Origin of the sequence: Paenibacillus sp. B01 (assembly GCF_009649995.1) — a bacterium.
Classification (GTDB): Bacteria; Bacillota; Bacilli; order Paenibacillales; family Paenibacillaceae; genus Paenibacillus_O; species Paenibacillus_O pasadenensis.
On sequence record NZ_CP045802.1, the window covers coordinates 493,646 to 515,347 of the forward strand.

At 64.6% G+C, this 21,702-nt stretch carries 23 protein-coding genes and 2 riboswitches; of the genes, 11 read left to right on the forward strand and 12 right to left on the reverse strand.

Annotated features, from left to right (window positions below):
- Positions 1-451 precede the first annotated feature (451 nt).
- The 3 genes from GE073_RS02170 to GE073_RS02180 all read right to left on the reverse strand — a co-directional run bounded on the left by GE073_RS02170 (position 452) and on the right by GE073_RS02180 (position 1,399).
- A complete protein-coding gene (locus tag GE073_RS02170) occupies positions 452-637 on the reverse strand; it encodes a hypothetical protein (RefSeq protein WP_153782675.1) in 186 nt (61 codons plus the stop codon).
- Positions 638-732: 95 nt separating this feature from the next.
- Complete coding sequence (locus GE073_RS02175; RefSeq protein WP_153782677.1) at positions 733-1,047, reverse strand: DMT family transporter; 315 nt, start codon at positions 1,045-1,047, stop codon at positions 733-735.
- A gap of 1 nt (position 1,048) precedes the next feature.
- Positions 1,049-1,399, reverse strand: coding sequence for a DMT family transporter (locus tag GE073_RS02180; RefSeq protein ID WP_028599413.1), 351 nt, complete (start codon positions 1,397-1,399; stop codon positions 1,049-1,051).
- A gap of 138 nt (positions 1,400-1,537) precedes the next feature.
- Positions 1,538-1,643, reverse strand: a riboswitch (guanidine-I (ykkC/yxkD leader).
- A 111-nt stretch (positions 1,644-1,754) separates the two neighbouring features.
- Between GE073_RS02180 and GE073_RS02185 the strand changes: the two genes are divergently transcribed.
- Complete coding sequence (locus tag GE073_RS02185; RefSeq protein WP_153782678.1) at positions 1,755-2,144, forward strand: hypothetical protein; 390 nt, start codon at positions 1,755-1,757, stop codon at positions 2,142-2,144.
- Between the two features lie 107 nt (positions 2,145-2,251).
- Positions 2,252-2,671: a hypothetical protein gene (locus GE073_RS02190; RefSeq protein WP_153782680.1), complete on the forward strand. Its 420-nt coding sequence runs from the start codon at positions 2,252-2,254 to the stop codon at positions 2,669-2,671.
- A gap of 148 nt (positions 2,672-2,819) precedes the next feature.
- Here the strand turns inward: GE073_RS02190 and GE073_RS02195 are convergent, their stop codons facing one another.
- Complete coding sequence (locus GE073_RS02195; protein WP_028599415.1) at positions 2,820-3,023, reverse strand: hypothetical protein; 204 nt, start codon at positions 3,021-3,023, stop codon at positions 2,820-2,822.
- Between the two features lie 184 nt (positions 3,024-3,207).
- Positions 3,208-3,783, reverse strand: coding sequence for an ATP-dependent Clp endopeptidase proteolytic subunit ClpP (gene clpP / locus GE073_RS02200; RefSeq protein WP_028599416.1), 576 nt, complete (start codon positions 3,781-3,783; stop codon positions 3,208-3,210).
- Positions 3,784-3,981: 198 nt separating this feature from the next.
- Between clpP and GE073_RS02205 the strand changes: the two genes are divergently transcribed.
- A complete protein-coding gene (locus GE073_RS02205) occupies positions 3,982-4,848 on the forward strand; it encodes an RNA polymerase sigma factor (protein ID WP_153782681.1) in 867 nt (288 codons plus the stop codon).
- 1,417 nt (positions 4,849-6,265) lie between these two features.
- Here GE073_RS02205 and GE073_RS02210 read toward each other — a convergent pair.
- Entirely contained in the window at positions 6,266-7,045 is a 780-nt protein-coding gene (locus GE073_RS02210; protein ID WP_028599418.1) for an SDR family oxidoreductase, read from the reverse strand.
- 183 nt (positions 7,046-7,228) lie between these two features.
- Positions 7,229-7,328: riboswitch (glycine riboswitch) on the forward strand.
- Positions 7,329-7,588: 260 nt separating this feature from the next.
- Here GE073_RS02210 and sdaAB point away from each other — a divergent pair.
- The 7 genes from sdaAB (at position 7,589) to GE073_RS02245 (ending at position 15,284) form a co-directional block, all read left to right on the forward strand.
- Positions 7,589-8,308 carry an L-serine ammonia-lyase, iron-sulfur-dependent subunit beta gene (gene sdaAB / locus GE073_RS02215; RefSeq protein WP_052333361.1) on the forward strand — a complete coding sequence of 240 codons (720 nt, stop codon included), beginning with the start codon at positions 7,589-7,591 and terminating at the stop codon, positions 8,306-8,308.
- A complete protein-coding gene (gene sdaAA / locus GE073_RS02220; protein ID WP_028599419.1) occupies positions 8,277-9,161 on the forward strand; it encodes an L-serine ammonia-lyase, iron-sulfur-dependent, subunit alpha in 885 nt (294 codons plus the stop codon). Before sdaAB ends, sdaAA begins: the two co-directional genes overlap by 32 nt.
- A gap of 257 nt (positions 9,162-9,418) precedes the next feature.
- A complete protein-coding gene (locus tag GE073_RS02225) occupies positions 9,419-10,675 on the forward strand; it encodes an ABC transporter substrate-binding protein (RefSeq protein WP_028599420.1) in 1,257 nt (418 codons plus the stop codon).
- 58 nt (positions 10,676-10,733) lie between these two features.
- Positions 10,734-11,696, forward strand: coding sequence for a carbohydrate ABC transporter permease (locus GE073_RS02230; protein ID WP_028599421.1), 963 nt, complete (start codon positions 10,734-10,736; stop codon positions 11,694-11,696).
- 1 nt (position 11,697) lies between these two features.
- Entirely contained in the window at positions 11,698-12,516 is an 819-nt protein-coding gene (locus tag GE073_RS02235; RefSeq protein WP_028599422.1) for a carbohydrate ABC transporter permease, read from the forward strand.
- A gap of 183 nt (positions 12,517-12,699) precedes the next feature.
- Complete coding sequence (locus GE073_RS02240; RefSeq protein ID WP_127464475.1) at positions 12,700-13,239, forward strand: copper amine oxidase N-terminal domain-containing protein; 540 nt, start codon at positions 12,700-12,702, stop codon at positions 13,237-13,239.
- Positions 13,240-13,481: 242 nt separating this feature from the next.
- Positions 13,482-15,284, forward strand: a complete 1,803-nt coding sequence (locus GE073_RS02245; protein ID WP_228551236.1) for an ABC transporter ATP-binding protein — start codon at positions 13,482-13,484, stop codon at positions 15,282-15,284.
- A gap of 120 nt (positions 15,285-15,404) precedes the next feature.
- Here the strand turns inward: GE073_RS02245 and GE073_RS02250 are convergent, their stop codons facing one another.
- The 3 genes from GE073_RS02250 to GE073_RS02260 form a co-directional block, all read right to left on the reverse strand.
- Complete coding sequence (locus GE073_RS02250; RefSeq protein ID WP_028599425.1) at positions 15,405-15,623, reverse strand: hypothetical protein; 219 nt, start codon at positions 15,621-15,623, stop codon at positions 15,405-15,407.
- 68 nt (positions 15,624-15,691) lie between these two features.
- Positions 15,692-16,942, reverse strand: coding sequence for a copper amine oxidase N-terminal domain-containing protein (locus GE073_RS02255; RefSeq protein ID WP_028599426.1), 1,251 nt, complete (start codon positions 16,940-16,942; stop codon positions 15,692-15,694).
- A gap of 21 nt (positions 16,943-16,963) precedes the next feature.
- Positions 16,964-17,371 carry a VOC family protein gene (locus tag GE073_RS02260; RefSeq protein WP_028599427.1) on the reverse strand — a complete coding sequence of 136 codons (408 nt, stop codon included), beginning with the start codon at positions 17,369-17,371 and terminating at the stop codon, positions 16,964-16,966.
- A gap of 148 nt (positions 17,372-17,519) precedes the next feature.
- On the opposite strand from GE073_RS02260, the gene GE073_RS02265 reads away from it, so the two are divergent.
- A complete protein-coding gene (locus tag GE073_RS02265; protein ID WP_028599428.1) occupies positions 17,520-17,729 on the forward strand; it encodes a hypothetical protein in 210 nt (69 codons plus the stop codon).
- A gap of 114 nt (positions 17,730-17,843) precedes the next feature.
- On the opposite strand, the gene GE073_RS02270 is transcribed toward GE073_RS02265, so the two are convergent.
- The 3 genes from GE073_RS02270 to GE073_RS02280 form a co-directional block, all read right to left on the reverse strand.
- Positions 17,844-19,010 (reverse strand): cation diffusion facilitator family transporter, encoded by a 1,167-nt coding sequence (locus GE073_RS02270; RefSeq protein WP_084137383.1) that lies wholly within the window; start codon positions 19,008-19,010, stop codon positions 17,844-17,846.
- A gap of 602 nt (positions 19,011-19,612) precedes the next feature.
- Entirely contained in the window at positions 19,613-20,626 is a 1,014-nt protein-coding gene (locus GE073_RS02275; RefSeq protein WP_028599429.1) for a 1,4-dihydroxy-6-naphtoate synthase, read from the reverse strand.
- A 2-nt stretch (positions 20,627-20,628) separates the two neighbouring features.
- A complete protein-coding gene (locus GE073_RS02280; protein ID WP_153782683.1) occupies positions 20,629-21,357 on the reverse strand; it encodes a futalosine hydrolase in 729 nt (242 codons plus the stop codon).
- Positions 21,358-21,702: the final 345 nt, after the last annotated feature.

Genomic DNA, 21,702 nt, shown 5'->3' on the forward strand with positions numbered 1-21,702 from the left:
AAAGTGCCTTGGATGAGCCGGAGCCCGGCTGGAACGATGGATCCAAGGCAGAAAAGTGCCTTGGATGGGCGGGAGTCCGGCCGGAGCGATGGATCCAAGGCACAAAAGTGCCTTGGATGAGCCGGAGTCCGGCCGGAGCGATGGATCCAAGGCACAAAAGTGCCTTGGATGAGCCGGCGGCCGGCCGGAGCGATGGATCCAGGGCAGAAAAGTGCCTTGGATGAGCCGAAGCCCGGCCGGTTCCAATTAAAGAAGCGTCCCGCCCATTTTTGTTGAATGGGGCGGGACGCTTTTTTTAACCTCAGAAAAACAGCTGAAAATGATACCCGAGCTCGCCGTAATGCTCCAGGCGCTGGTTGAACGCTCGAAGCTCCTCGAAATCGATCTCCTCGGCGAAGTCGATCTCGTACATGTCGATGGTAATCGTCTTCTCGCATCCCGGGACCTTCGGCTACGGCAAGCTCGACCAGAAGGCGGCCCAGTGGGCGACGATTTCGTCGACCGTCCGGGCGCGTTCGGTCGTCCGCTCGAAGCGATAGGTGCTGTCCGTCAAAGGCTCCTCCAGTTGAAACGTCCAGCGATCCTGATTCGCCGAAAGGGATGCCGCCGCTTGCCTGAATTGTCCTTCATGCTGCATCTGGCCCTGCTCCCTCGCTCATCCTGCTCCCTCGCTCATCCTGCTCTCTCGCTCATCCTGCTCTCTCGCTCATCCTGCTCCCTCGCTCATCCTGCTCAGCCGAGCGCCTTCAGGCCGACGGCCGCGCCGAGCACGAGCGTGATGCAGAGGATGCGCAGGACGCTGCGCGACTCGCCGAAGAACAGCATGCCGACGACCGCGCCGCCCGCCGCTCCGATGCCGGTCCACACCGCATACGCGGTGCCCATCGGCAGATCGCGCATCGCCAGGCTGAGCAGCAGGAAGCTGAGGATGAAGCCGGCGGCCAGCAGGGCGAAGTTCGCGAAGCTGCGGCGTTCGTTGAGCTGGTTCATCATCGTCACGCCGAACACCTCGCACAGCCCGGCGCCGATCAGATACACCCAGGCCATGTCAGACCGCCTCCTTTCCGGACTTGTCCGCCGCCGGCTCGTGGCCGAGCAGCTTGAGGCCGACGACTCCGATCAGCAGCACGCCGATTAGCGCGAGCTTGATCGGCTTGACCGGGTCGCCGAACAGGATCATGTCGGCCAGGACGGTGCCGGCCGTGCCGAGTCCGACGAATACCGCATAGACGGTGCCGACGGGCAAGTGGCGCGCCGCGTTCAGCAGCACGTAGAAGCTGATCAGGATGCAGACGGCGGTCAGCGCCCATTCGAGCGCCGTGTCGGCATGCTTGAGGCCGATGACCCAGCCTACCTCGAACACGCAAGCGCCGACGATTTGAAGCCAGTAACGATTCATGATGAAGTCCCCTTTCTGATGCCGCACTTGCTGCGGCTCGCTGGACGCGCTCCGTGCGGCCGCCGTTTCCAGTATGCCCCATCCCGCGCAGGAGATGCCCGCAACAAAGCCCGGAAGACTGCCGCTGCGAAAGCGGTCATCTCCCGGGCTTTTATCCCTCCGTGTCTGCGCGGCCATGCGGCCGTGCCGTTCCCTCTCGGACCAGTCCGGCGCGCTGCGCCGCGGAACCCTAGGCAACTGATTCCCGACATTATAGCAACCGGGGCGACAGATGGCAAGGGCAGCACCTGGAACTTTCTTGCAGGGAGAGGCGTCTAACCGGATAACAGCGAGCTATGGAGAGGAGCGGGACCGGATGAGGCGAGGTGGCGGTTCGGATAAGGGACGGCAGAAGCGGGGCGAAGGGCCGGGCGGCCATGCCGGATCCGGCAGCGGCCAAGATCGGGGCGGGCGCCAGGGTGGGCACAAAGGTCGGATCGGACCGGCCGGCGGGGCGGACAAGAGGGCGAAGCGCATCGTCAGCGCCGCGCTTGGCGGCTCGCTGCTGCTCGCGGGATGCAGCCTCGCGCTGCTGCAGTATGGACTGACCCATGCGGACAATACGCCATGGGACCACGACTCGCCGCTTGCTCAGGCAGGCTTGTGGGGCGTGCTGCTGTTCAGCGGCGGAGCGCTGGCTTTGGCGTTGGCGAGGGCTTGGTTGGCGCTTGCGCCGGGATTCCGCAGGGAAGGGGGCGGGCGATGATGGATGAGAACAGGTCGACGACAAGGGAGCGAGCGGCGGTTTCGGGAAGGTCCGGACAACTAGCCGGCGGCGGCTCCCAAAACGGTCGAAAAAACGGCAGCGCCATCGTGACTTATTTGCTGCTGCTGAATTTCATTTTCATCGCGCTGTTCATGGGGGCGGTGCTCGGCGTGGAGCGGATCGAGGGGTATAAGATCGCGACGACGGAGTATTACGGATTGATGAATATCGGCGGCATCTTCATCGCGTTGACGCTGCTCCTCGCGGTCGCGCTTTATGCCGTCGTGATGCTGCCGATTACGCTCGCGGCAAACCGCTGGCTGCGCCACCCGCTGCTGCAGACGGCTTTGTTCACCGGGCTGTTCCTATGGGCGGGGCAGCTGCAGTACCGGGATTACCCGCTGGACTTCCGGGAGGGCTACGGCCTCAGCCCGTGGACGTCGTGGTGGATGTTCGGGCTGGCGGGGCTGCTGTATGCGGGGGCGAACCTGCTGCTGGGGCGGCTGGCGGGTCGAGAGAGGCCCTGAGGCTTGCTTGATGCAGCATCAGGGCTATTTTTCATAGCTGCGAGGCAATGAAGGTTCATCCGGAGATGGAGGCGGGCAAGGGGCGCGGAGGCATAGAAAAAGCCCCGGCGACAGCCGAGGCGGCGGAGCGGAACGGCAATCGTCGAGGTCAGGCGAAGCCGACCTTCGGCTTTTCCCTCTCCTTCAGAGGCAGGTTGATCGTGCGGATGGACGTGATAGGGATGTACAGCTCCTGGTAGTCGGTGACGTACTTCACGAATTTGTCGTCGGCTTGCTCGAGGACGCCGTTTTCGGCCAGCGTGCCGTCGATGAAGTGGATCAGAACCTTTTTTCCAATGAGCTTATCCAGCATGAACGGTTCACCTCGCTTGAGCGGAATAGGTCTTGCTTCCATCTTACCCTATCAGGGAATAGAATGGGTGAAAAGGCGCGCTGCCGCTAAATCTGTATGCGGTCTATGATCGAGCTTGGAACAAGCGCGCTGCCGCTAGATTTGGATGCGGTCGATGGTCGAGCTTGGAACAAGCGCGTTGCCGCTAGATCTGGATGCGGTCGATGATCCCGTACTCCAGCGCCTCCTCCGCCGACATGAAATAGTCGCGGTCCATATCCCGCTCGATCCGCTCGAGCGGCTGGCCGGTCCGGTCCGCCGCGATGCGGTTGAGCGTCTCGCGCGTCTTCAGGATGCGGCGGGCGGAGATCGCGATGTCGCTCGCCTGCCCTTGCGCGCCGCCGTGCGGCTGGTGGATCATGACCTCGCTGTGGGGCAGGGCGCTGCGCTTGCCTTTTGCTCCCGCGAGCAGCAGGATCGCGCCGAACGAGTACGCCGCGCCGGTGCAGATCGTCTGGACATCCGGCTTCACGAGCTGCATCGCGTCGTAGATCGCCAGCCCGGCTGTCGTCGAGCCGCCGGGGCTGTTGATGTACATGGTGATATCCTTCTCCGCATCGTCCGCCGCCAGGAACAGCAGCTGGGCGATGACCGAGTTGGCGACGGCGTCGTCGATGGCCGAGCCGACCAGGATGATGCGTTCCTTGAGCAGGCGGGAATAGATGTCGTAGGAGCGCTCGCCCTTGGCGGTCTGCTCGACGACGTACGGCACGTGGTTCATCGGGATTCCTCCTCGTAAGCCGGGCCGCTTCAGGGGCGGTCGGCCGATGGTTTGCTTTTTGCCCCCGGTAAACGAACCGGCGCCACCCGAGGATACGGGGCTGCGGGAGAAATAAATTTTGCCGGTTCGCGTATCCTTTCGAGGCGGCCGTTCGTTTACCGAATACCGAGATCCGCACGCTGGAAAGGAGCTGCCCGCATGGACGCAATTCGCATGGCCGCCGAGGAGGAGCGCAGCGCCCTTCGCCGCTACTGCCTCGCCCTGGCCGGTTCGCGCTGGGACGCCGAGGACCTGGAGCAGTCCGCCTGGTGCCGCGCGCTGGCCTACCCCGGCTGGGAGGCGCATGCCAACCGCGAGGCGCTGCTGCTGCGCATCGCGCGCAATCTGTGGACCGACCAGCAGAGGAAAAAGGCGCTGCACCAACGCTCCTTGCCGGAGCTTGCCGCAGCCGAGCCGAACCGGGAAGCAAGCGGCGAGGCCGCCGGCGGGTGGGAGCTGGAGACGATGCTCCACTCTCTGGGCCGGCGGCTGACGCCGCTGCAGCTGGCGGTGTGGCTGCTGCGTGAAATGCACGGCAGCAGCATCGCCGAGACGGCGCTCCGCCTCGGCATGACCGAGGGCGCCGTGAAGGCGGCGATGCACCGCGCCCGCCGCGCGCTCGGCGCGGTCCGCCGCGACCTGGCCGCCGGCGGGCTGCGCGAGCCGGCGGACGAGTCGCTGCTCGCGCGCGTGCGCGGCCTGGCGGCGGCGCTGCGCACGGGCGACGCCGCCGCGATCGCGGCGCTCGCCGAGCAGGAAGCGCTGGAGCCGGCCGTAGCCGCCGCCGCGCTGGCGGGGCGCGTGCAGGCGCGTGCCGCGGCCGGCGCAGCCGCCGTGCCGGCGGAGGGCCGCGGCGCGGGCGATGGCGCGCCGCAGGCGCAAGCCGGCTGGAACGCCGTTTCCGATGCGGTCGCCCCGCAGGCGCTTGCCGCCTGGAGCGGCGTCGGTGCCTCCTGGAACGGAGCTTCCGCAGCCGGCTATCCCGCCGGTCTGGCCGGCTGCGCCATCTGGGGCTTGGCCGGTTAAGCACGGCCCAAGCATAAAAGCCTTCCCGAGCCTCTGATCGAGGCGGGAAGGCTTTTTGCTGCGCGCGGCGGCATCGCGGTCGGCGGACGGTCTTTTTCGCATCGCGCTCTCGAGGGGAATGCAAGTTGGTTCGCCAACCGTTTCTCGGAGGTCGACAGCAACGTGATGCGTCGTCGGTTCGTCCGGAGTGGCAGCACCAGGGAGTCGAGAATGCCTTGACTGGCGGAACTCCGGTGCACTAGCACAACCAGGGAGTCGAGAGTGCCTCGGTTGGCGGAACTCCGGCGCATCGACACAACCAGGGAGTCGAAAGTGCCTTGGTCTGCAGAATCCCGGCGCATTGACTCAACCAGGGAGTCGAGAGTGCCTTGGATGGCGGAACTCCGGCGCATCGACTCAACCAGGGAGTCGAAAGTGCCTTGGTCCGCAGAATCCCGGCGCATTGACTCAACCAGGGAGTCGAGAGTGCCTTGGCTGGCAGAATCCCGGCGCACCAGCACAACCAGGGAGTCGAGAGTGCCTTGGTTGGCTGAACTCCGGCGCACCAGCACAACCAGGGAGTCGAGAGTGCCTTGGCTGGCAGAATCCCGGCGCATCGACTCAACGAGGGAGTCGAAAGTGCCTCGGTTGGCGGAACTCCGGCGCATTGACTCAACCAGGGAGTCGAGAGTGCCTTGGATGGCGGAACTCCGGCGCATCGACTCAACCAGGGAGTCGAAAGTGCCTTGGTCCGCAGAATCCCGGCGCATTGACTCAACCAGGGAGTCGAGAGTGCCTTGGCTGGCAGAATCCCGGCGCATCGACTCAACGAGGGAGTCGAGAGTGCCTCGGTTGGCGGAACTCCGGCGCATTGACTCAACCAGGGAGTCGAAAGTACCTTGGCTGGCGGTCCCCCGGCGCGTCGACACAACCAGGGAGTCGAGAGTACCTCGGTTGGCGGAACTCCGGCGCGTCGACACAACCAGGGAGTCGAGAATGCCTGGGATGGCGGAACTCCGGCGCGTCGACTCAACCAGGGAGTCGAGAGTGACTTGGATGGCGGGACCCCGGCGCGTCGACACAACCAGGGAGTCGAAAGTGCCTTGGATGGCGGAACCCCGGCGCATTGACTCAACCAGGGAGTCGAAAGTGCCTTGGATGGTACCCCCCCCGGCGCATTGTCTCAACGAGGGAGTCTAGAGTCCCTTGGTCGGCAGAGCCCCGGCGCGTCGACACAACCAGGGAGTCGAGAGTGCCTTGGATGGCGGAACTCCGGCGCATTGACTCAACGAGGGAGTCGAGAGTGCCTTGGTTGGCGGAACCCCGGCGCATTGAATCAACCAGGGAGTCGAGAGTGCCTTGGCCCGCAGAACCCCGGCGCACCAGCACAACAGGGGGTCCAGAGTGCCTTGGCTGGCGGTCCCCCAGCGCCCCTTCGCTAGCGCCCGAGGAACCCGCCCTCCGAGCGGATCGACTGGCCGGTGATCCACTGGGCCTCGTCGCTCGCCAGGAAGGCGAGCGCGCGGGCCGCGTCCTCCGGCTGTCCGATGCGGCCCATCGGGAACAGCGGCAGCAGCTGCCGCTTGAGCTCGTCCGACATCCAGCCGGAGTCGGTCGGGCCCGGATCGAGGCCGTTGACCGTGATGCCGAGCGGAGCGAGTCCGGCGGCCAGCGGCTCGATCAGGCCCGCCAGCAGCTGCTTGGTCGCGAGGTAGGCGAGGTTGTCGGCGTCCGGCCCTTTGGACAGCAGGAACAGGATGCGTCCCGCCCCGCCGGCCTGATGCGCCTGCTCGAAGCGGCGCGCGAACTCCATGCTAAGCAGGGCCGGAGCCCGATTGTTGACGATATAATGCCGATCCAGCGACTCCTGCGTCAGCGTCCGGTAGCTGGTCGGCGCGCAGTAGCACGCGTTGTGGATGATGATCGAGGGCAGCCGTCCGAGCGCGCGCTCGGCTTCGTCCAGCACCTGCAAGGGCACGTCCGGGTCCATGAAGTCGGCCTCCATCTGCCCGGCCCGCACGCCGATGCCCTCCAGCTCCTGCTGCAGCCGGTCCGGCCAGCCTTCCTGCAGGCCGCAGCCCTCCTCCGCGTCGTAAGCGCGCCAATGCGTATAGAACAGATCGGCGCCGCCCTCCGCCAGCGCGCGGCAGATCGCTGTGCCGATGCCCGCCTCCCGGCTGACGCCGGTGACGAGAGCCGCCCTTCCTTTCAACGTCATGCGCATCTCCTCCTTCTGCAACCAGCATAAGCCCCAGAGGCGTCGGAGAGTAGGGGGGCGAACGGCTAAAGCCGAACTTGCCCTCCTAGTTCCATCGCCTGGGCTGCCGAGCGGTTGAGGCCGAACTTGCCCGCCCGGGTTGAAGCCGGCTGTCCTCCTGCATATAATGAGAAGGCACAGCGGATGATGGCAGCGGGAGAGATTGCCTGCATGATCGAGGCAGCGCCGAAGGAGCAACCTGCACGCAGGGGAATCTCTCAGGCAAAAGGACCTTTGCCGGACGCAGCTCTGGAGAGCATTCCGCGCCGCCTTGCGGACGGCCGAGCGGGCATCCAAGCCCGGTCCGGCCGCAGGGCGGCGCGTCGGAATCACCCAAGGGGAAACTTCATGGCGCCGGCATCGCGGCGCTGTCGGGGGCAACTCTCAGGTACAAGGGACAGAGCGGTGGAATACGGGGAAGCAAAGGGCTCGCACGAGCCTTTGTTTCGACGCATTCCGCCGCCCTGTTCCTTTTCATTTCAGCCACTAAAAAGGAGGAAGCGCATGCGCTTCAAGGATGTCTTCTCGATCATCGGGCCGTCCATGGTCGGCCCGTCCAGCTCGCATACCGCCGGAGCGGCGCGCATCGGGCTGGCCGCCCGCAGGCTGCTCGGCGCGATGCCGGAGACGGCTCGCGTCTCCTTCTTCGGCTCGTTCGCCGCGACCTACCAAGGCCACGGCACGGACACGGCCGTCGCCGGCGGGCTGCTCGGCATGCGCACCGACGATCCGCGCCTGCCGGATGCGGTCGAGCTCGCCGAGGAGGCGGGCATGGACCTGACCTTCCGCGAGGGCAAGGGGCTGTTCCCCCATCCCAACACCGTGCGGCTCGACCTGCAGGCGGCGGACGGGCGCAAGCTGTCGCTGCTCGGCACCTCGATCGGCGGCGGCAACGTGGAGATCGTCGAGGTGAACGGCTTCGCCGTCAAGTTCGGCTGCTCCTGCCCGGCGCTGCTCGTGCGCCATCGCGACCAGCCGGGCGTCATCGCCGGGCTGACCGCCGCCTTGGAGGAGGCGGGGCTCAACATCGCCGGCTTGTCGCTGAGCCGGATGGAACGGCAGGGCGAGGCGCTGGCGGTCGTCGAGCTGGACGGCGAGGCGGCGGTGACGCTGCTGGAGCGGGTGCGGCGGCTGCCGCATGTGCTCGGCACCGATTACGTCGATCTGAACGGAGAAGAGGAGGAGATGGCGGATGAACTTTCGGACGCTGAAGGAGCTCAGTGAGCGCTGCCGCGAGAGCGGCCTGTCGATCGGACGCCTCATGCTGCAGCAGCAGGCCAAGGAGTCGGGACGCGAGGAAGCGGCGGAATTCGCGACGATGAAGGAATACTACGGCATCATGAAAGACGCCGTGCATAACGGCCTGACCCGCGACACGACGTCGCGCAGCGGACTGACCGGCCTCGACGCTCAGCGGGTCGCCGCCTACAACGAGAGCTCCGAGCCGAGCCTCGGCGGCGACGCCGGACGGGCGATGGCGTACGCGCTCGCCGTCTCCGAGGTGAACGCCTCGATGGGCCGCATCGTGGCGACGCCGACGGCGGGCTCCTGCGGCATCATCCCCGGCGTGTTCGTCAGCTCGCAGGAGCGGTTCGGCTGGGACGACGACATCATGACCGAGGCGCTGTTCGCCGCGGGCGCGATCGGCTACGTCATCGCCAACAACTCCTTCGTCTCCGGCGCGGAGGGAGGCTGCCAGGCCGAGGTCGGCTCGGCCATCGGCATGGCGGCGGGCGCGCTCGCCGAGCTGCGCGGCGGCACGCCGGAGCAGGCGGTGCATGCCGTCGGACTCGCGCTCAAGAACACGCTCGGCCTCATCTGCGATCCGGTCGGCGGGCTCGTGGAGATCCCGTGCATCGTGCGCAACGGCTTCGGCGCGGTCACCGCGCTCGCCGCGGCCGACATGGCGCTGGCCGGCGTGCGCAGCGTCATCCCGAGCGACGAGGTCGTGCAGGTCATGCTCGAGGTCGGCGCGGCGATGCCGGAGAAGCATCGCGAGACCGCCGGCGGCGGACTGGCCCAGACGCCGACTGGCAAAAAGCTGATGGAGGACCTGCGCAAGAAGAAGCGGCGCTAGCGGTTTTCGAATGCGGCCAACCGTGCCGCCGGTTAAAGGAATATCGCAGCAAAAAGCTCGGCGAGACGACCTCGCCGGGCTTTTTCGGCTCTTCGCCGACCTCGGTCCGAGGGCCTAAATTCATGCCGGACGAGCAAGTTCAGGTGAAAAGCGGAATAAACTGAAAGCGGATACATCAATCAGGCGCCCGGCTCCGGGACCGGCAGAGGCCTGTCCCTGGTCCGGGCGAAGTCCAGCATGTCAGGAGGAATGGCGGAGTGGTCAAATTCCGAAGGATCGGCTTGCCGTTGCTGTCGCTCGCCCTGGTCGCCGCCGGCTGCGGCGGCCCGGCTCCAGCCGAGAATACGAAGACGCTTACGCTCTGGTACTGGAACCGCAGCCTCGACGACGGACTCATCCAATCGGTCGAACAGAAGTTTCCCGGCATCAAGATCAACGCCCAGAAGATCGGAGGCGACTTCAAGTCGAAGCTGAAGACGACGCTCGCCGCCGGCACGGACGGACCGGACATCGTCGCCTTCAACGACTGGGTCTCCGAGCTGTTCGTCAGCTCGGACCGCTTCTACGATCTGTATGAGCTCGGCGCCAAGGAGATCGAGCCGGACTTTCTCGACTGGAAATGGAACTTCGGCGTCACCGCGGAAGGGACGATGATCGCGCTGCCGATCGATACCGGCCCGACCGCGCTGTTCTACCGGGCGGATCTGTTCGCCGAGGCCGGCCTGCCGTCCGAGCCGGCCGACGTCCAGCGGGAGCTCGGCACCTGGGAGAGCTACCTCCAGGCGGGCCGGCAGCTCCAGGACCATTTTGGCGGCAAGGTCAAGCTGCTCGACAATGTCAAGAACATCTACACGCAGTTCAACGCCCAGTCGGACCGCATCTACTTCTCCACGGACGGCGAGTTCATCGGCGACAAGCCGGAATCGTCGGTGAAAAAGGCGTGGGATCTCGCCGTCCAGGCCGCGCGGATGAAGCTGGCCGGCAACGCGGACGCCTTCACGAGCGAGTGGAACGCCGCCATGAACAACGGCAGCATCGCCTCCTTTGTCGGCGCCGTCTGGATGAAGGAGATCCTGGAGCAGGGCGCACCGGATACGGCCGGCAAATGGCGCGTCGCCCGGGCGCCTGGGGGAGACGGCAACAACGGCGGATCGTTCCTCGCCATCATGAAGTCGAGTCGCTATCCGAAGGAAGCGTTCGACGTCATCCGCTACCTGCAGAGCCCCGACAACCAGATCCGGACGTACAAGAACATCAACCTGTTCCCGTCCGCGGCGAAAGCGCTGGACGATCCCATCCTGCAGGAGAAGGAGCCGTTTTTCGGCGATCAGGCGACTGGGCAAATCTTCGCGGAATCCGCTCGGGGCGTCAAGCCCGCTTATTTTGGAGACAAATTCACCAATGTGAACGGCATCGCCCTGCGCGAGCTGAACTCGGTCGCCCTGCAGGGCAAGGACCCCGACAAGGCGTGGCGCGACGCGCTGAGCCGGATCCGCAAGGAGCTGCTGCGCTGACGGGCGCGGTCCGCCGGCCGCCGCATCCACAGACCAATGGCTGACAGGAGGTCATCCGATGGGAAAACCTATGCTGAACCCGGAGCCCGCCCGCGTCCCCTCGTCCAGACGGACCGAGGGCGGCCTGGCCGCCCGCATCTGGAAGCATCGCAAGGAATACCTGGCCATATCGCCGTTCTACATTCTGTTCGCGGTATTCGGCTTGTTCCCGATCGCCTTCTCCATGTACCTCTCCTTCCAGAAATGGGACGGAATCGGACGGATGAGCTACAACGGCTTGAACAACTACCGCTTCATGCTGACCGATCCGGAATTCTGGAGAGCCGTCGGCAACACGCTGCTGATCTGGATCTACTCGACGATCCCGATGCTGTTCCTCGCGCTCGTCGTCGCCTTTCTGCTCCACTCCTCGTTCGTGCGGATGCGGACGCTGTACCGCGTCGGCTACTTCCTGCCCAACGTCACCTCGCTCGTCGCGGTGGCGATCGTCTTCGGCACGATCTTTTCCAACAACTACGGCTTGCTGAACTACACGCTGAACCTGCTCGGCCTGAATTCCATCGAGTGGCTGAACCGCACCTGGGGCATCCAGCTCGCGATCTCCGTCATGGTCATCTGGCGCTGGGCGGGCTACAACGCGATCATCTACCTGGCCGGGCTGCAGAGCATCCCGACCGTGCTCTACGAAGCGGCCAAGATCGACGGGGCTTCGGGCGTGCAGGCGTTTTTCCGCATCACCGTTCCGAACCTGCGGCCGATCATCCTGTTCACGCTCATCACCTCGACCATCGGCGGGATGCAGGTGTTCACCGAGCCCCAGGTGCTCGTCGGCAACGACGGCGGCGCCGGGGGCGGCGGCCTTACGATCGTCCTTTATCTGTACCGGGAAGCCTTCGTGCACAACTATTTCGGCTACGGCGCGGCTGTCGGGTGGGGGATGTTCATCCTGATCGCCCTCTTCTCCATCGTCAACTGGCTGTTCGTCCAAGGCCGGCCGTCCCATGACCAGGGGGTGAAGTGAGATGAAAGCCCGATCGATCCTGCTGCATGTCGGCCTGACGGCCGGACTGCTGCTCTCCGTGTTCCCGTTCTACTGGCTGCTCGTCATGGCGACCCGCACGACAGCGGACATCTACAGCTTCCCGCCGAAGCTGTGGTTCGGCACGAAGCTCGGGGACAACGTCTCCCGCGTGTTCGAGAACATCGACTTCTTCGGCGCGTTTTGGAACACGCTGTTCGTCGCGACGGCCTGCGCGGCGCTCGTGCTGTTCTTCGACTCGCTGGCGGGGTTCACGTTCGCGAAGTTCGAGTTTCCCGGCAAAAAAATCCTGTTCGTGCTGCTGCTCGCCACGATGATGGCCCCGGCCCAGCTGTCGCTCGTGCCGTCGTTCGTCATCATGGCCAAGCTCGGCTGGGTCGGCTCGTTCAAGGCGCTCATCATCCCCGGCATGGCCAACGCATTCGGCATCTTCTGGATCCGGCAGTACGCCCAGGAGTCGGTGCCGAGCGAGCTGCTGGACGCGGGCCGCATCGACGGCTGCGGCTTCTTCCGCCTCTATTGGAACGTGGCGCTGCCGATCCTGCGGCCGGCGCTGTCGTTCCTCGGCGCCTTCACGTTCATCGGAGCGTGGAACGACTACCTGTGGCCGCTCATCATCCTCACCGACGAGAGCAAGTACACGCTGCAGGTGGCGCTCGCCTCGCTGAACGGCATCTATCTGTCCGACTACTCGATGGTGATCGCCGGCACGCTGCTGGCCGTCATCCCGCTCATCGTCCTGTTCCTGTTCGTCAGCAAGCAGTTCATCTCCGACATCGCCGCGGGCGCGATCAAGAGCTGACGCTTTCCTGCCGGGATAAGTCGAGCCGATTGATAAATGGATCTGTAAAATAAATTGCAAATACTCCTTCTGAATCGGCTATCAAGGCTGTCGATGGAAGGACATCGGCTAACTTCTCCGCACCTCTGGTGGATCATGCGACGTTACTCGGGATGCGAACAATACAGTGGAAATTGCTTGTGATTGACAAAGCAACCTTTTCGAGGAAATCGCGTCTACTCATTTGAGAATATGATCCTTATCTTGAAAGGGCTGAGAAAATTGTCTCGTCGAATCCAAGTACTCTTTCTGGCATTGATCGTCGGACTGTCTGTTTTTGGGGCCGGGTTGGCAGGGGCTGCTAAAGCTCCATCGAATAACGACGGAATTCATCGCCCTGCGATTGTCATCAACGGCAAGGTTGCCGAGCTGAAGGCCGTGATCCCGCCAAGCGGGTCGGCGATGGTTCCGTTTCGTTCCTTTTTTGAAGCTCTGGACCTGAATGCTGAATTCGACAACAAGACCAAAACGGTGACCGCCAAGAACGAAACGACAACCGTTACTTTGACCGCCGGCAAAATGACCGGGACGATCAACGGCAAGGAAATCAAGCTCATTCAAGGTCCGTCATTGTCAGACGATGATGACTTGATGTATGTCAATGTGCGATTCATCGCCGAAGCATTTGGCGGAATTGTCGGCTTTGACAAGAGCACGCTTACGGTGACCCTTGATTTTGATTAAGATCAACTTGAGAAAGGGACCTTCCCCGCCCATCAGGCGCGGAGAGGTCCCTTTTTCGGTCGAGATCGTTCGGCTGCGGGGGCGATGTCGTCCCCTTCCAGTACTATTCCATTTCTAATTCGACCTCCTTTCTTCGTCCCCTCTCATCCGCATGCAGGCCATTGACACCGAGCCCGGCCATCTCTTATTCTTCCTTTGACCTGTCGAACGGGTGTTAGCCTAACGGAAGAGGATGATCCAACATGATGAACCGGACCGCGCCGGCCCCGATTTCCAGCGCTTCCTTCGAGAGCGCCTTCCAGCAGGCGGCGACGACGGAGAACCGGACGGCATTCCAGTATCTGATGTCGCTGTACAAGGGGAACTTCCTCAACCTGACGATCTCGATCGTCTTTTTCCTCGTCAAAAGCCTGCCCGTCTACGTGCTGCCGATCGTGACGGCCAACATGATCAACATCGTCGCGCAGCCGGACCAGCACAGCCTGCGGGAGCTGTGGATCAACTTCGCCGTGCTGATCGCCGTCGTCCTGCAGAACATCCCGACCCACGCCGCCTACGTCAGCTTCCTCAGCCGCGCGATCCGCTCGGTCGAGGCGGGCCTGCGCGGCGCGATGGTGCGCAAGCTGCAGCAGCTGTCGATCAACTCGCATCGCGAGCTCGCCGCCGGCCGGCTGCAGTCCAAGGTGCTGCGCGACGTCGAGGCCGTCGAGGGCATGAGCAAGCAGCTCATGCTGGCGTTCATCCCGGCCATCTTCAACGTCGTCATCGCCTTCGGGCTGACGCTCTACTCCAACTGGCTCGTCTCGCTCTTCTACGTGCTGACGGTGCCGGCGGCGATCGGCGTCATGCAGATGTTCAAGCGGCGCATCCGGCAGAGCAATCGCGAGTTCCGCAAGGAGATCGAGACGATGAGCAGCCACGTCTCCGAGATGGTGGAGATGATCCCCGTCACCAAGGCGCACGGGCTCGAGCAGGTCGAGATCGACCGCATCGACACGACGCTGCGGCGCCTGCAGGGCAAGGGGTACCGGATGGACCTCGTCGAGGCGTACTTCGGCGCCTCCGGCTGGGTGACGTTCCAGATCGTGCAGGTCGTCTGCCTGCTGTTCACCGCCTATCTCGCCTATACGGGCAGCATCCCGGTCGGCAACATCGTCATGTACCAGGGCTACTTCGGCATGATCCTCGGCTCGATCACGGCGCTCATCAACGTCTACCCGATGATCGCCAAGGGCACGGAGTCGATCTCCTCGATCACGGAGATCCTGCGCTCGACCGACATCGAGGACAACGCCGGCAAGCTCAAGCTGACCCGGCTGAGCGGGGAGTACCGCTTCGAGGACGTGCAGCTGAAGTTCCCGGACGGCGACCAGCATGTGCTCGAGGAAGTATCGCTCGACGTGCGCGCGGGCGAGTGCATCGCGTTCGTCGGGGAGTCCGGCGCGGGCAAGTCGACGATCCTCAACCTCGTCATCGGGTTCTTGAACCCGACCTCCGGACGGGTGCTCGTCGACGGCGTGCCGCTGTCCGCGCTTGATCTGTCCGAGTACCGCCGCCATCTGGCCGTTGTGCCGCAGACGAACATCCTGTTTTCCGGCTCGATCCGCGACAACATCACCTACGGCCTGCAGGGCATCACGGAGGAGCAGGTGATGGAGGCGGTGGAGCGGGCGCATCTGACCGAGATGGTCTCGCGCCTGCCGAAGGGCATCGACACGATGGTCGGCGAGCATGGCGGCAAGCTGTCCGGCGGCCAGCGCCAGCGGATCGCGATCGCCCGCGCGCTCGTGCGCGATCCGAGCGTCATCCTGCTCGACGAGGCGACGTCCGCGCTCGACAACGCCTCCGAGCATCATGTGCAGCAGGCGATGCAGCAGCTCATCCAGGGGCGCACGACGTTCATCGTCGCCCATCGCCTTTCGACGATCCGCCATGCGGACCGCATCGTCGTCATGAAGCGCGGACGCATCGCCGAGGTCGGCACGTTCGACGAGCTGATCGCGCGCAAGGGCGAATTCTACAACCTCAAGCAGCTTCAGATGTAGGCTTGGAGTATATGGTTTAAATAGTGCAAAAAAGCCTGCCGAAGCGGCAGGCTTTTTTTGCTTGATTTAAATCTGGACCGCGCATGCGGGAGTTCCGCCGCGCGCGTGAGCCGAGCAGGTTCAGCTTTTTTTGCGCAGCTCGAAAAACTCGCATTGCGCCCGCGCGTGGTAGGCGAGATCGGCGACGCCCGACTGCAGCACGACGGTGCGCTCGTCGAAGCGCACGATGCAGCTGCCGGACTCGACCATATGGTCGTCGCGGAAGACGCGGACCGGGATGCGCTCGTCGAGCGCTTCCTGGAAGTCGGCATCGGTATGGAGAGGTCGGATATAGGCCATGGCGGCGGCGCTCCTTTGCAAAGGGGGATGGCCCGGATCGGGCTTGGCTCCGGCCATTATACCATAGCTCAGGGCAGCTCGATATCGACGCTGCGGCTGGCCGCATTCCAGGAGACGGAGATGCCGAACGCCGCGGTCAGCGCGCGGATCGGCACGTAGGTCAGCCCGTCGCGCAGAATCGGCTGCAGCTCCGGAGCGGCGAGCTTGCCGTCGATCCACAGCTGCGGGAAGGAGTAGGCGCCCTTGCGCGGAGCGGGCGGCTCGGAGCGGATGAGCGCGCTCCACGACGCCTTGTCCCAGACGACGGACTTGCCGGCGAGCTTGGCGATGGAGCGCAGCGGCAGCAGGGCGCGCCCTTCCCGCAGGATGGGCCGCAGCGCCGCGTCCAGCGCGGGCTTGCCGTCCACGGACAGGAACGGCTCGGCGGCGGGGAGCAGCGACATCTCCCCTAACGTTCGGCTGCCATTGCCTCCATAGGCGACGTATAGGCTGAGAGAACCTTTTGATTCAAGGAATTTCATCGTTCCATCCTTTGCTTTGCCATAGGCGGGCAGCGTGATGGAGAAGTCGTAGTAGCCGAATTGCTGCGTGCCTGTGCCGATCAGCAGGGAGTGGTCATAGGGATAACCGGATGAATCCGAGGAGGAGGAATAGGTTTCGGCATTTGGCGTCCAATACACAAAGAGCTCCGGGGAGAAAAGGAGCGGATCATGTCCTTTCAGCCGAATCTTCTCTCCGAAGCGAGCGGTCGCGGGAATCTCGGCGATTTCCTCATTCCTGACGAACAGCGAGCTGTAGTCTTTCGACACGCTGATGTCGTCAAGCTGCAGGAAGGTGGAGCCGGATTCCAGGTACAGGCCGCCGGTCGAGCCGAAGATGGAGGCATCGCCCTTATTGGAGAAGGTCAGGCTGAGTCCATAGAAGAAGCTGTAAGGCGTAGAATCGAAAGCCTTGACGGGCTTGCCTTTCTTCGCAAAGGCTTGCACCATCCCGCAAACCTTCTTGATCCGCGCGGCATCCTCCTTGCGGGCTCCGTACAACTGGTCGTCGACGCCGCTTGCCCCGCCGATTAGCACCGACTTCAGCGTGCTCGGACCGCAGGACGCGGCCAGCTCCTTAAAGGAGGTCGCTGGCGTGGGAGAAGCAGTCGGCTTGACGGCCGCTGCGGGCGCTTGGGACCCTGCCGGCTCGGCAGCCGCTGCGGGCGTCGTAGCCGAGCCGGACAGCAGGAGCACGGCGAGCAGCATTCCGAGCGCGCTGCGGCCGGCGCGCCTCGTTCCGAGGGGGGCTTTTGCATGAGCATGGCGGACAGGCTTCATAAGCTCATCTCCTTTGATCGGTCATTCGGGCAGTCTCTGCTCCTCGGCCGGCGCGACGAGCTCGACCTTGATCCGGTCCGGATCCTCGAAAAAGAGGATGTACGTCCCCGCCCCGCCCGCATGGGGATGGCGGTCTTCATAGAGCAGGTTCATTCCTCTGGCGCGGACTTCGTCGGTCAGCCGGTCCACCTGCTCGCGCGAGGCGGCGTGGAAAGCGAGATGGTTCAGTCCGACCCGGGCACGGTGGTACGGCACGTCCAAGTATTTCTCTTTCGCTTGCACGAACACGAGGTAGGTCGAGCCGTGCTTCCAGCTGCGGCCCTCCGGCCATTCCTGAAAGGGCTCGTACCCGAGCTCGCCGAGGAACCAGCCCCAAAAGGAAGCGGACTTTTGCAGATCGGAGACATATAGTTCGATGTGATGCAGCATGAATTCTCTCTCCTTGGCGCTGTAGTGGAGCCTGAGGAGCGGGGCTCTTATTTTCCTTTCCTTTAGACGTAAAGGGAATGGAAAGGTTTCTGTGATCTTCCAAAATCCGGATGAACTGTGATAGGGTAGGGCGAGGAGGGATGCATCTATGGATCTGGAGCGGGAAGTGCAGGACTTGAAGCGGCGGGTCGAGGAGTTGGAGGAGCGGGAGCTGGCGACGTCGGAGCGGGGATATGGGCCGGTCGGGCGCAGGGACACCGGGCTCGGGGGTAAGTTTTTAATCGGCATCGGCATCGGCGCGGCCGTGCTGGTTCTACTTCTATTTACGATAGGCGTCATTCAGTTCATCCGCGTTTGAGGAAAGAAAAGTCCAAAAGCCCATCCGGCGGGGAAACCCGTTTGGGTGGGCTTTTGACGCGGAACGGCAAGGCAATGGGCCTCGCGGCTGGACTCGGGGCGAATGCCGGAGCGATCAGCAGCCGAGCTCTTCGTGCCGGACGCTGGAATCCTCGATCTGGATCGTGCAGTGGCGGATGCCGTGCCCGTCCCGCAGGAGGGCGATCGCCTGCTGCAGGACGCGGCGGCTGTCGGCGTCGTCCTCGACGAGCAGATGGCAGGTCATGGCGTCGAAGCCGGAGGTGATCGTCCAGATATGGAGATCATGCACGTCGATGACGCCGGGCAGCGACTCCAGCTCGAGCTGCACCCGCTGCGTGTCCACCGTCTCGGGAGCGCCTTCCATGAGGATATGGACGGTGCTTCGGAGCATGCCCCAGGCGCTTTTTACGATCAGCAGCGACACGAGCACGGAGATCGCCGGATCGGCCCAGTACCAGCCGAACGCCCACATCAGCGCCCCGGCCGCGATCGCGCCGACCGAGCCGAGAGCGTCGCCGAGCACATGCAGATAGGCGCTCTTCAGGTTGACGTTGCCCTTCACGTCGCCCTGGCGCATCAGGAACCAGGCGCTGGCGAGATTGGCGAGCAGCCCGACCGCGGCGATTAGCAGCATCGAGCGGCTGGCGACCGTCGGCGGCTCCCAGAATCGGCCCCAAGCCTCGACGACAATGAAGATCGCGATGGCGATCAGCGTCGCGCCGTTGAACAAGGCGGCCAGAATCTCGAACCGGCGGAAGCCGAACGTGCGCTTCGGCGAGGAAGGGCGGGCGGCGAAGCCGACGGCGACGAGGCTCAGCAGCAGCGCGCCGGCGTCGCTGAGCATATGGCCGCTGTCGGACAGCAGCGCCAGGCTGCCCGTCGCCAGGCCGCCGACGAACTCCAGCACCATGATGCCGGTCGTAATGAGGAGGGCGATGAGCAGTCCGCGCTTGTTGCCGCTCCCGCCTCCGTGGAAATGACCGTGCCCGGCGTGGGAGTGGCCGTGATTGTGGGAGTGGCTATGGCCCGCGTGGGAGTGGCTGTGTCCGTTGCCGGAGTGGCTATGGCCTGAGTGGGAATGGCTGTGTCCGTCGTGGGAGCGGCTATGGGCAGAGCGGGCGTGGCTGTGTCCGTCGTGGGAGCGGCTGAGGTGGTCATGGTTGTGGGTTTGCCCTGGCTCTGCCTGCCCAAGGCTGCGCGTGCTTTCGAATGGAGGCGTGTCCTTTCCAACTCTGCGCCTTAGATCCGGTTCATGACTCATCATGAGCCTCCTTATCCCTTGATAATATATGAGCATTTGTTCATATATTGAGTTTAGTTGAGCCGCCTCGTCATGTCAAGCCGTGAGGGAGGCTGAATAGAGAGTTGAGAACGGCGCTCGCCTGGAGAACCATGCGCTTCCCATTCGATGCCAACGACTCCTCAGACGCTTAGCCGCCCTTTTTTCGCGTCTCCAAAAATCGAACGACTCCTCAGACGCTTAGACTAGCAATTCGCCTCTTTCCGCATGTTTTTCCGGCGTTTTGGCATGGCTAAGCTCCTCGCGCGTCGTTAGATTTTGAAGCTGTCCCATTTAGGGCTGCTAACGATCTGATTCGTCGTCAGCAGCCGTCATGTATCGACCGGAGAAGCCGCTTGCAAAACGGAGCGCCTTCCGCTGGAGCGAAGGTGCGATGCACGCGATCGGGACGAAGCGCGACGAAGAGGCCGGCATGGTTTATCGCTCGAATAGCTGCAAAAAAGCCCCGATCCAAGCTGCGAATCAGGGCGGATCGCAGCTGTTCGAGGCTGATTGCTCTTATGGCCAGGAGGACCGCGGCGCCATCCCCGCAAAGGCTCCGCACCGGGACATTCGCGCAGCGCTTAGCTCCGCAGCAGCGCCGGGTCGAAGTCGGGGACAAGGCCCTCGCGGGCGGCGCGGCCGAGCAGCGACTCGACGGCGGCCAGCCCGTCCTCGCCGAGCGACCGGGTGAACTCGTTGACGTAAAGCGCGATGTGGGAACGCGCGACGTCCGGCGACATCTCTTGGGCGTGCTCGCGTACATAGCCCGCCGATTCGTCCGGATGCGCCCAAGCGTATTCGACCGAGGCGCGCGTCCAACGGGCCAGCGACTCGACGTCCATGCCGCGGCGGGCGATGATCGCGCCGAGCGGGATCGGCAGGCCGGTGTCGGCCTCCCACCAGACGCCCATGTCGGCCATGAGCGTCAGGCCGTAGTCGGGATAGGTGAAGCGCGCCTCGTGGATGACGAGGCCCGCATCGACGCGGCCGTCCCGGACGGCGGGCATGATTTCGTGAAAAGGCAGGACGACGATGCGCGGCGGCTCGCCGGTGATCTGCTGCGCCGTCCACAGCCGGAACAGCAGGTACGCCGTGGAGCGGTCGCTCGGCACGGCGACCGTCCGGCCGCTCAGCCAGGACGGGTCCATGCCCGGCGCAGCAGCGCCGACATGGGAGCGAGCCGCTCCGGCTGACGCGTCGGCCGACGGGCGTGCCGCTGCGCCGCTGCCGCCTTGCGAGCTCGCCGCAGCATCTCCGGCTTCTCGCCGATCCGTTCCTGCGGTCGGCTCCGCCGCGCCGCCAACTTCCGCCCGCTCCGCAGCGATCCGGCCGCCGCCGGCCGTCAGCACGAGCGGGCCGCAGCCGCGGCCGAGCGCGCCGCCGCATGGGATGAGGGCGTAGCGGTCCAGCACGTAGGGGAGAGCGGCATACGAGATCTTCATGACCTCGGGTCCTTCGCCGCGAGCGGCCCAGCCGTTGGTGACGTCGATGTCGGCGTACGTCACGTCGAGCTCGGGCGCGCCCGCGATCAGGCCGTGCGCCCAGGCATGGAACACGAAGGTATCGTTGGGACAAGGAGAATAAGCGATTTTCATCTTCATCGGATGTTCAGCACCTCCGGCAAAATCGCGGCCGTCCGCTCCAGCGCCGCCAGCGCGTCGCCGATGCGCCAGGCGTCGCGGTCGCGCGGACCGACCGCGTTCGAGATGGCGCGGACCTCCATCGCCTCGATGCCGTGCATCGAGGCGGCGAGCGCCGCGCCGTAGCCTTCCATCGCCTCCGCCGCCGCGCCGGGCACCCGGCGCAGCAGCTCGGCGGCCGTCTCTCCGCTGCCCGTCACCGTGGACAGCGTCAGCACCGGCGCCGCTGTCGCGGCCATGCCGGCCTGCCGCAGCGCCTCGGCCAGCGCCTCGGCGACTTCGCGGTCCGTCTTCACGCGCCACGAGCCGAAGCCGAGCTCGTCCACGCTGGCGAAGCCCTGCGCGGTCTCCGCTCCGAGATCGGCGCATACGATCTCGGTCGCGACGACGACGGAGCCGATCGGCGCGGCTCCGGGGAAGCCGCCGCCGATGCCGGCGCTGACGACATAGCGCAGCGGCGGCCCGCCGGCGATCGCCAGCGCCGTGCTGGCTGCCGCAGCGGCCGGGCCGACGCCGCCGGCGACGACGATGTAGCGCCCGACCCGGCGCAGGGGGCCCTCCGCCTCGCCGCAGCTTTCTTCGGGGCAAGCCTTCATCAGGCCCCGCACGACGGCATCCCGCTCCGCTTCGACGGCGGCGACGATCAGGACATAGGCGGGCGGGTCGGGCAGGATACGTTTTTTCATTCGGAATGGACCTCTTTCCTCGGATGTGCCGCCTGCCGGTCCTCGGGCCGCATAGGCGCGGCGAGGCCGGGGCAGGTTCGGCTGCTTCCTCTAACAATACTCCTGCGGGCTGCCGGATTCAAGGAAGCCGCGCGTCAGGACGGAAAACGGCGTGAGCGCGTGGGAGGCGGCGCGGCGCAAGGGAGAGGGGGCGAAGCGGGGGAGCATGCCGCATCACCGGCGAAAAAGAGGGCTGCGGCGGAGGCCGGATCAGCGGCGGGGAAAATCGTGAAGTCGGCGAATGTTGAGAATTGGCAAAGCTCGTCTTCCTGCGTATGGTAGCCTGAGAGAGGAGGATAGGTTAGC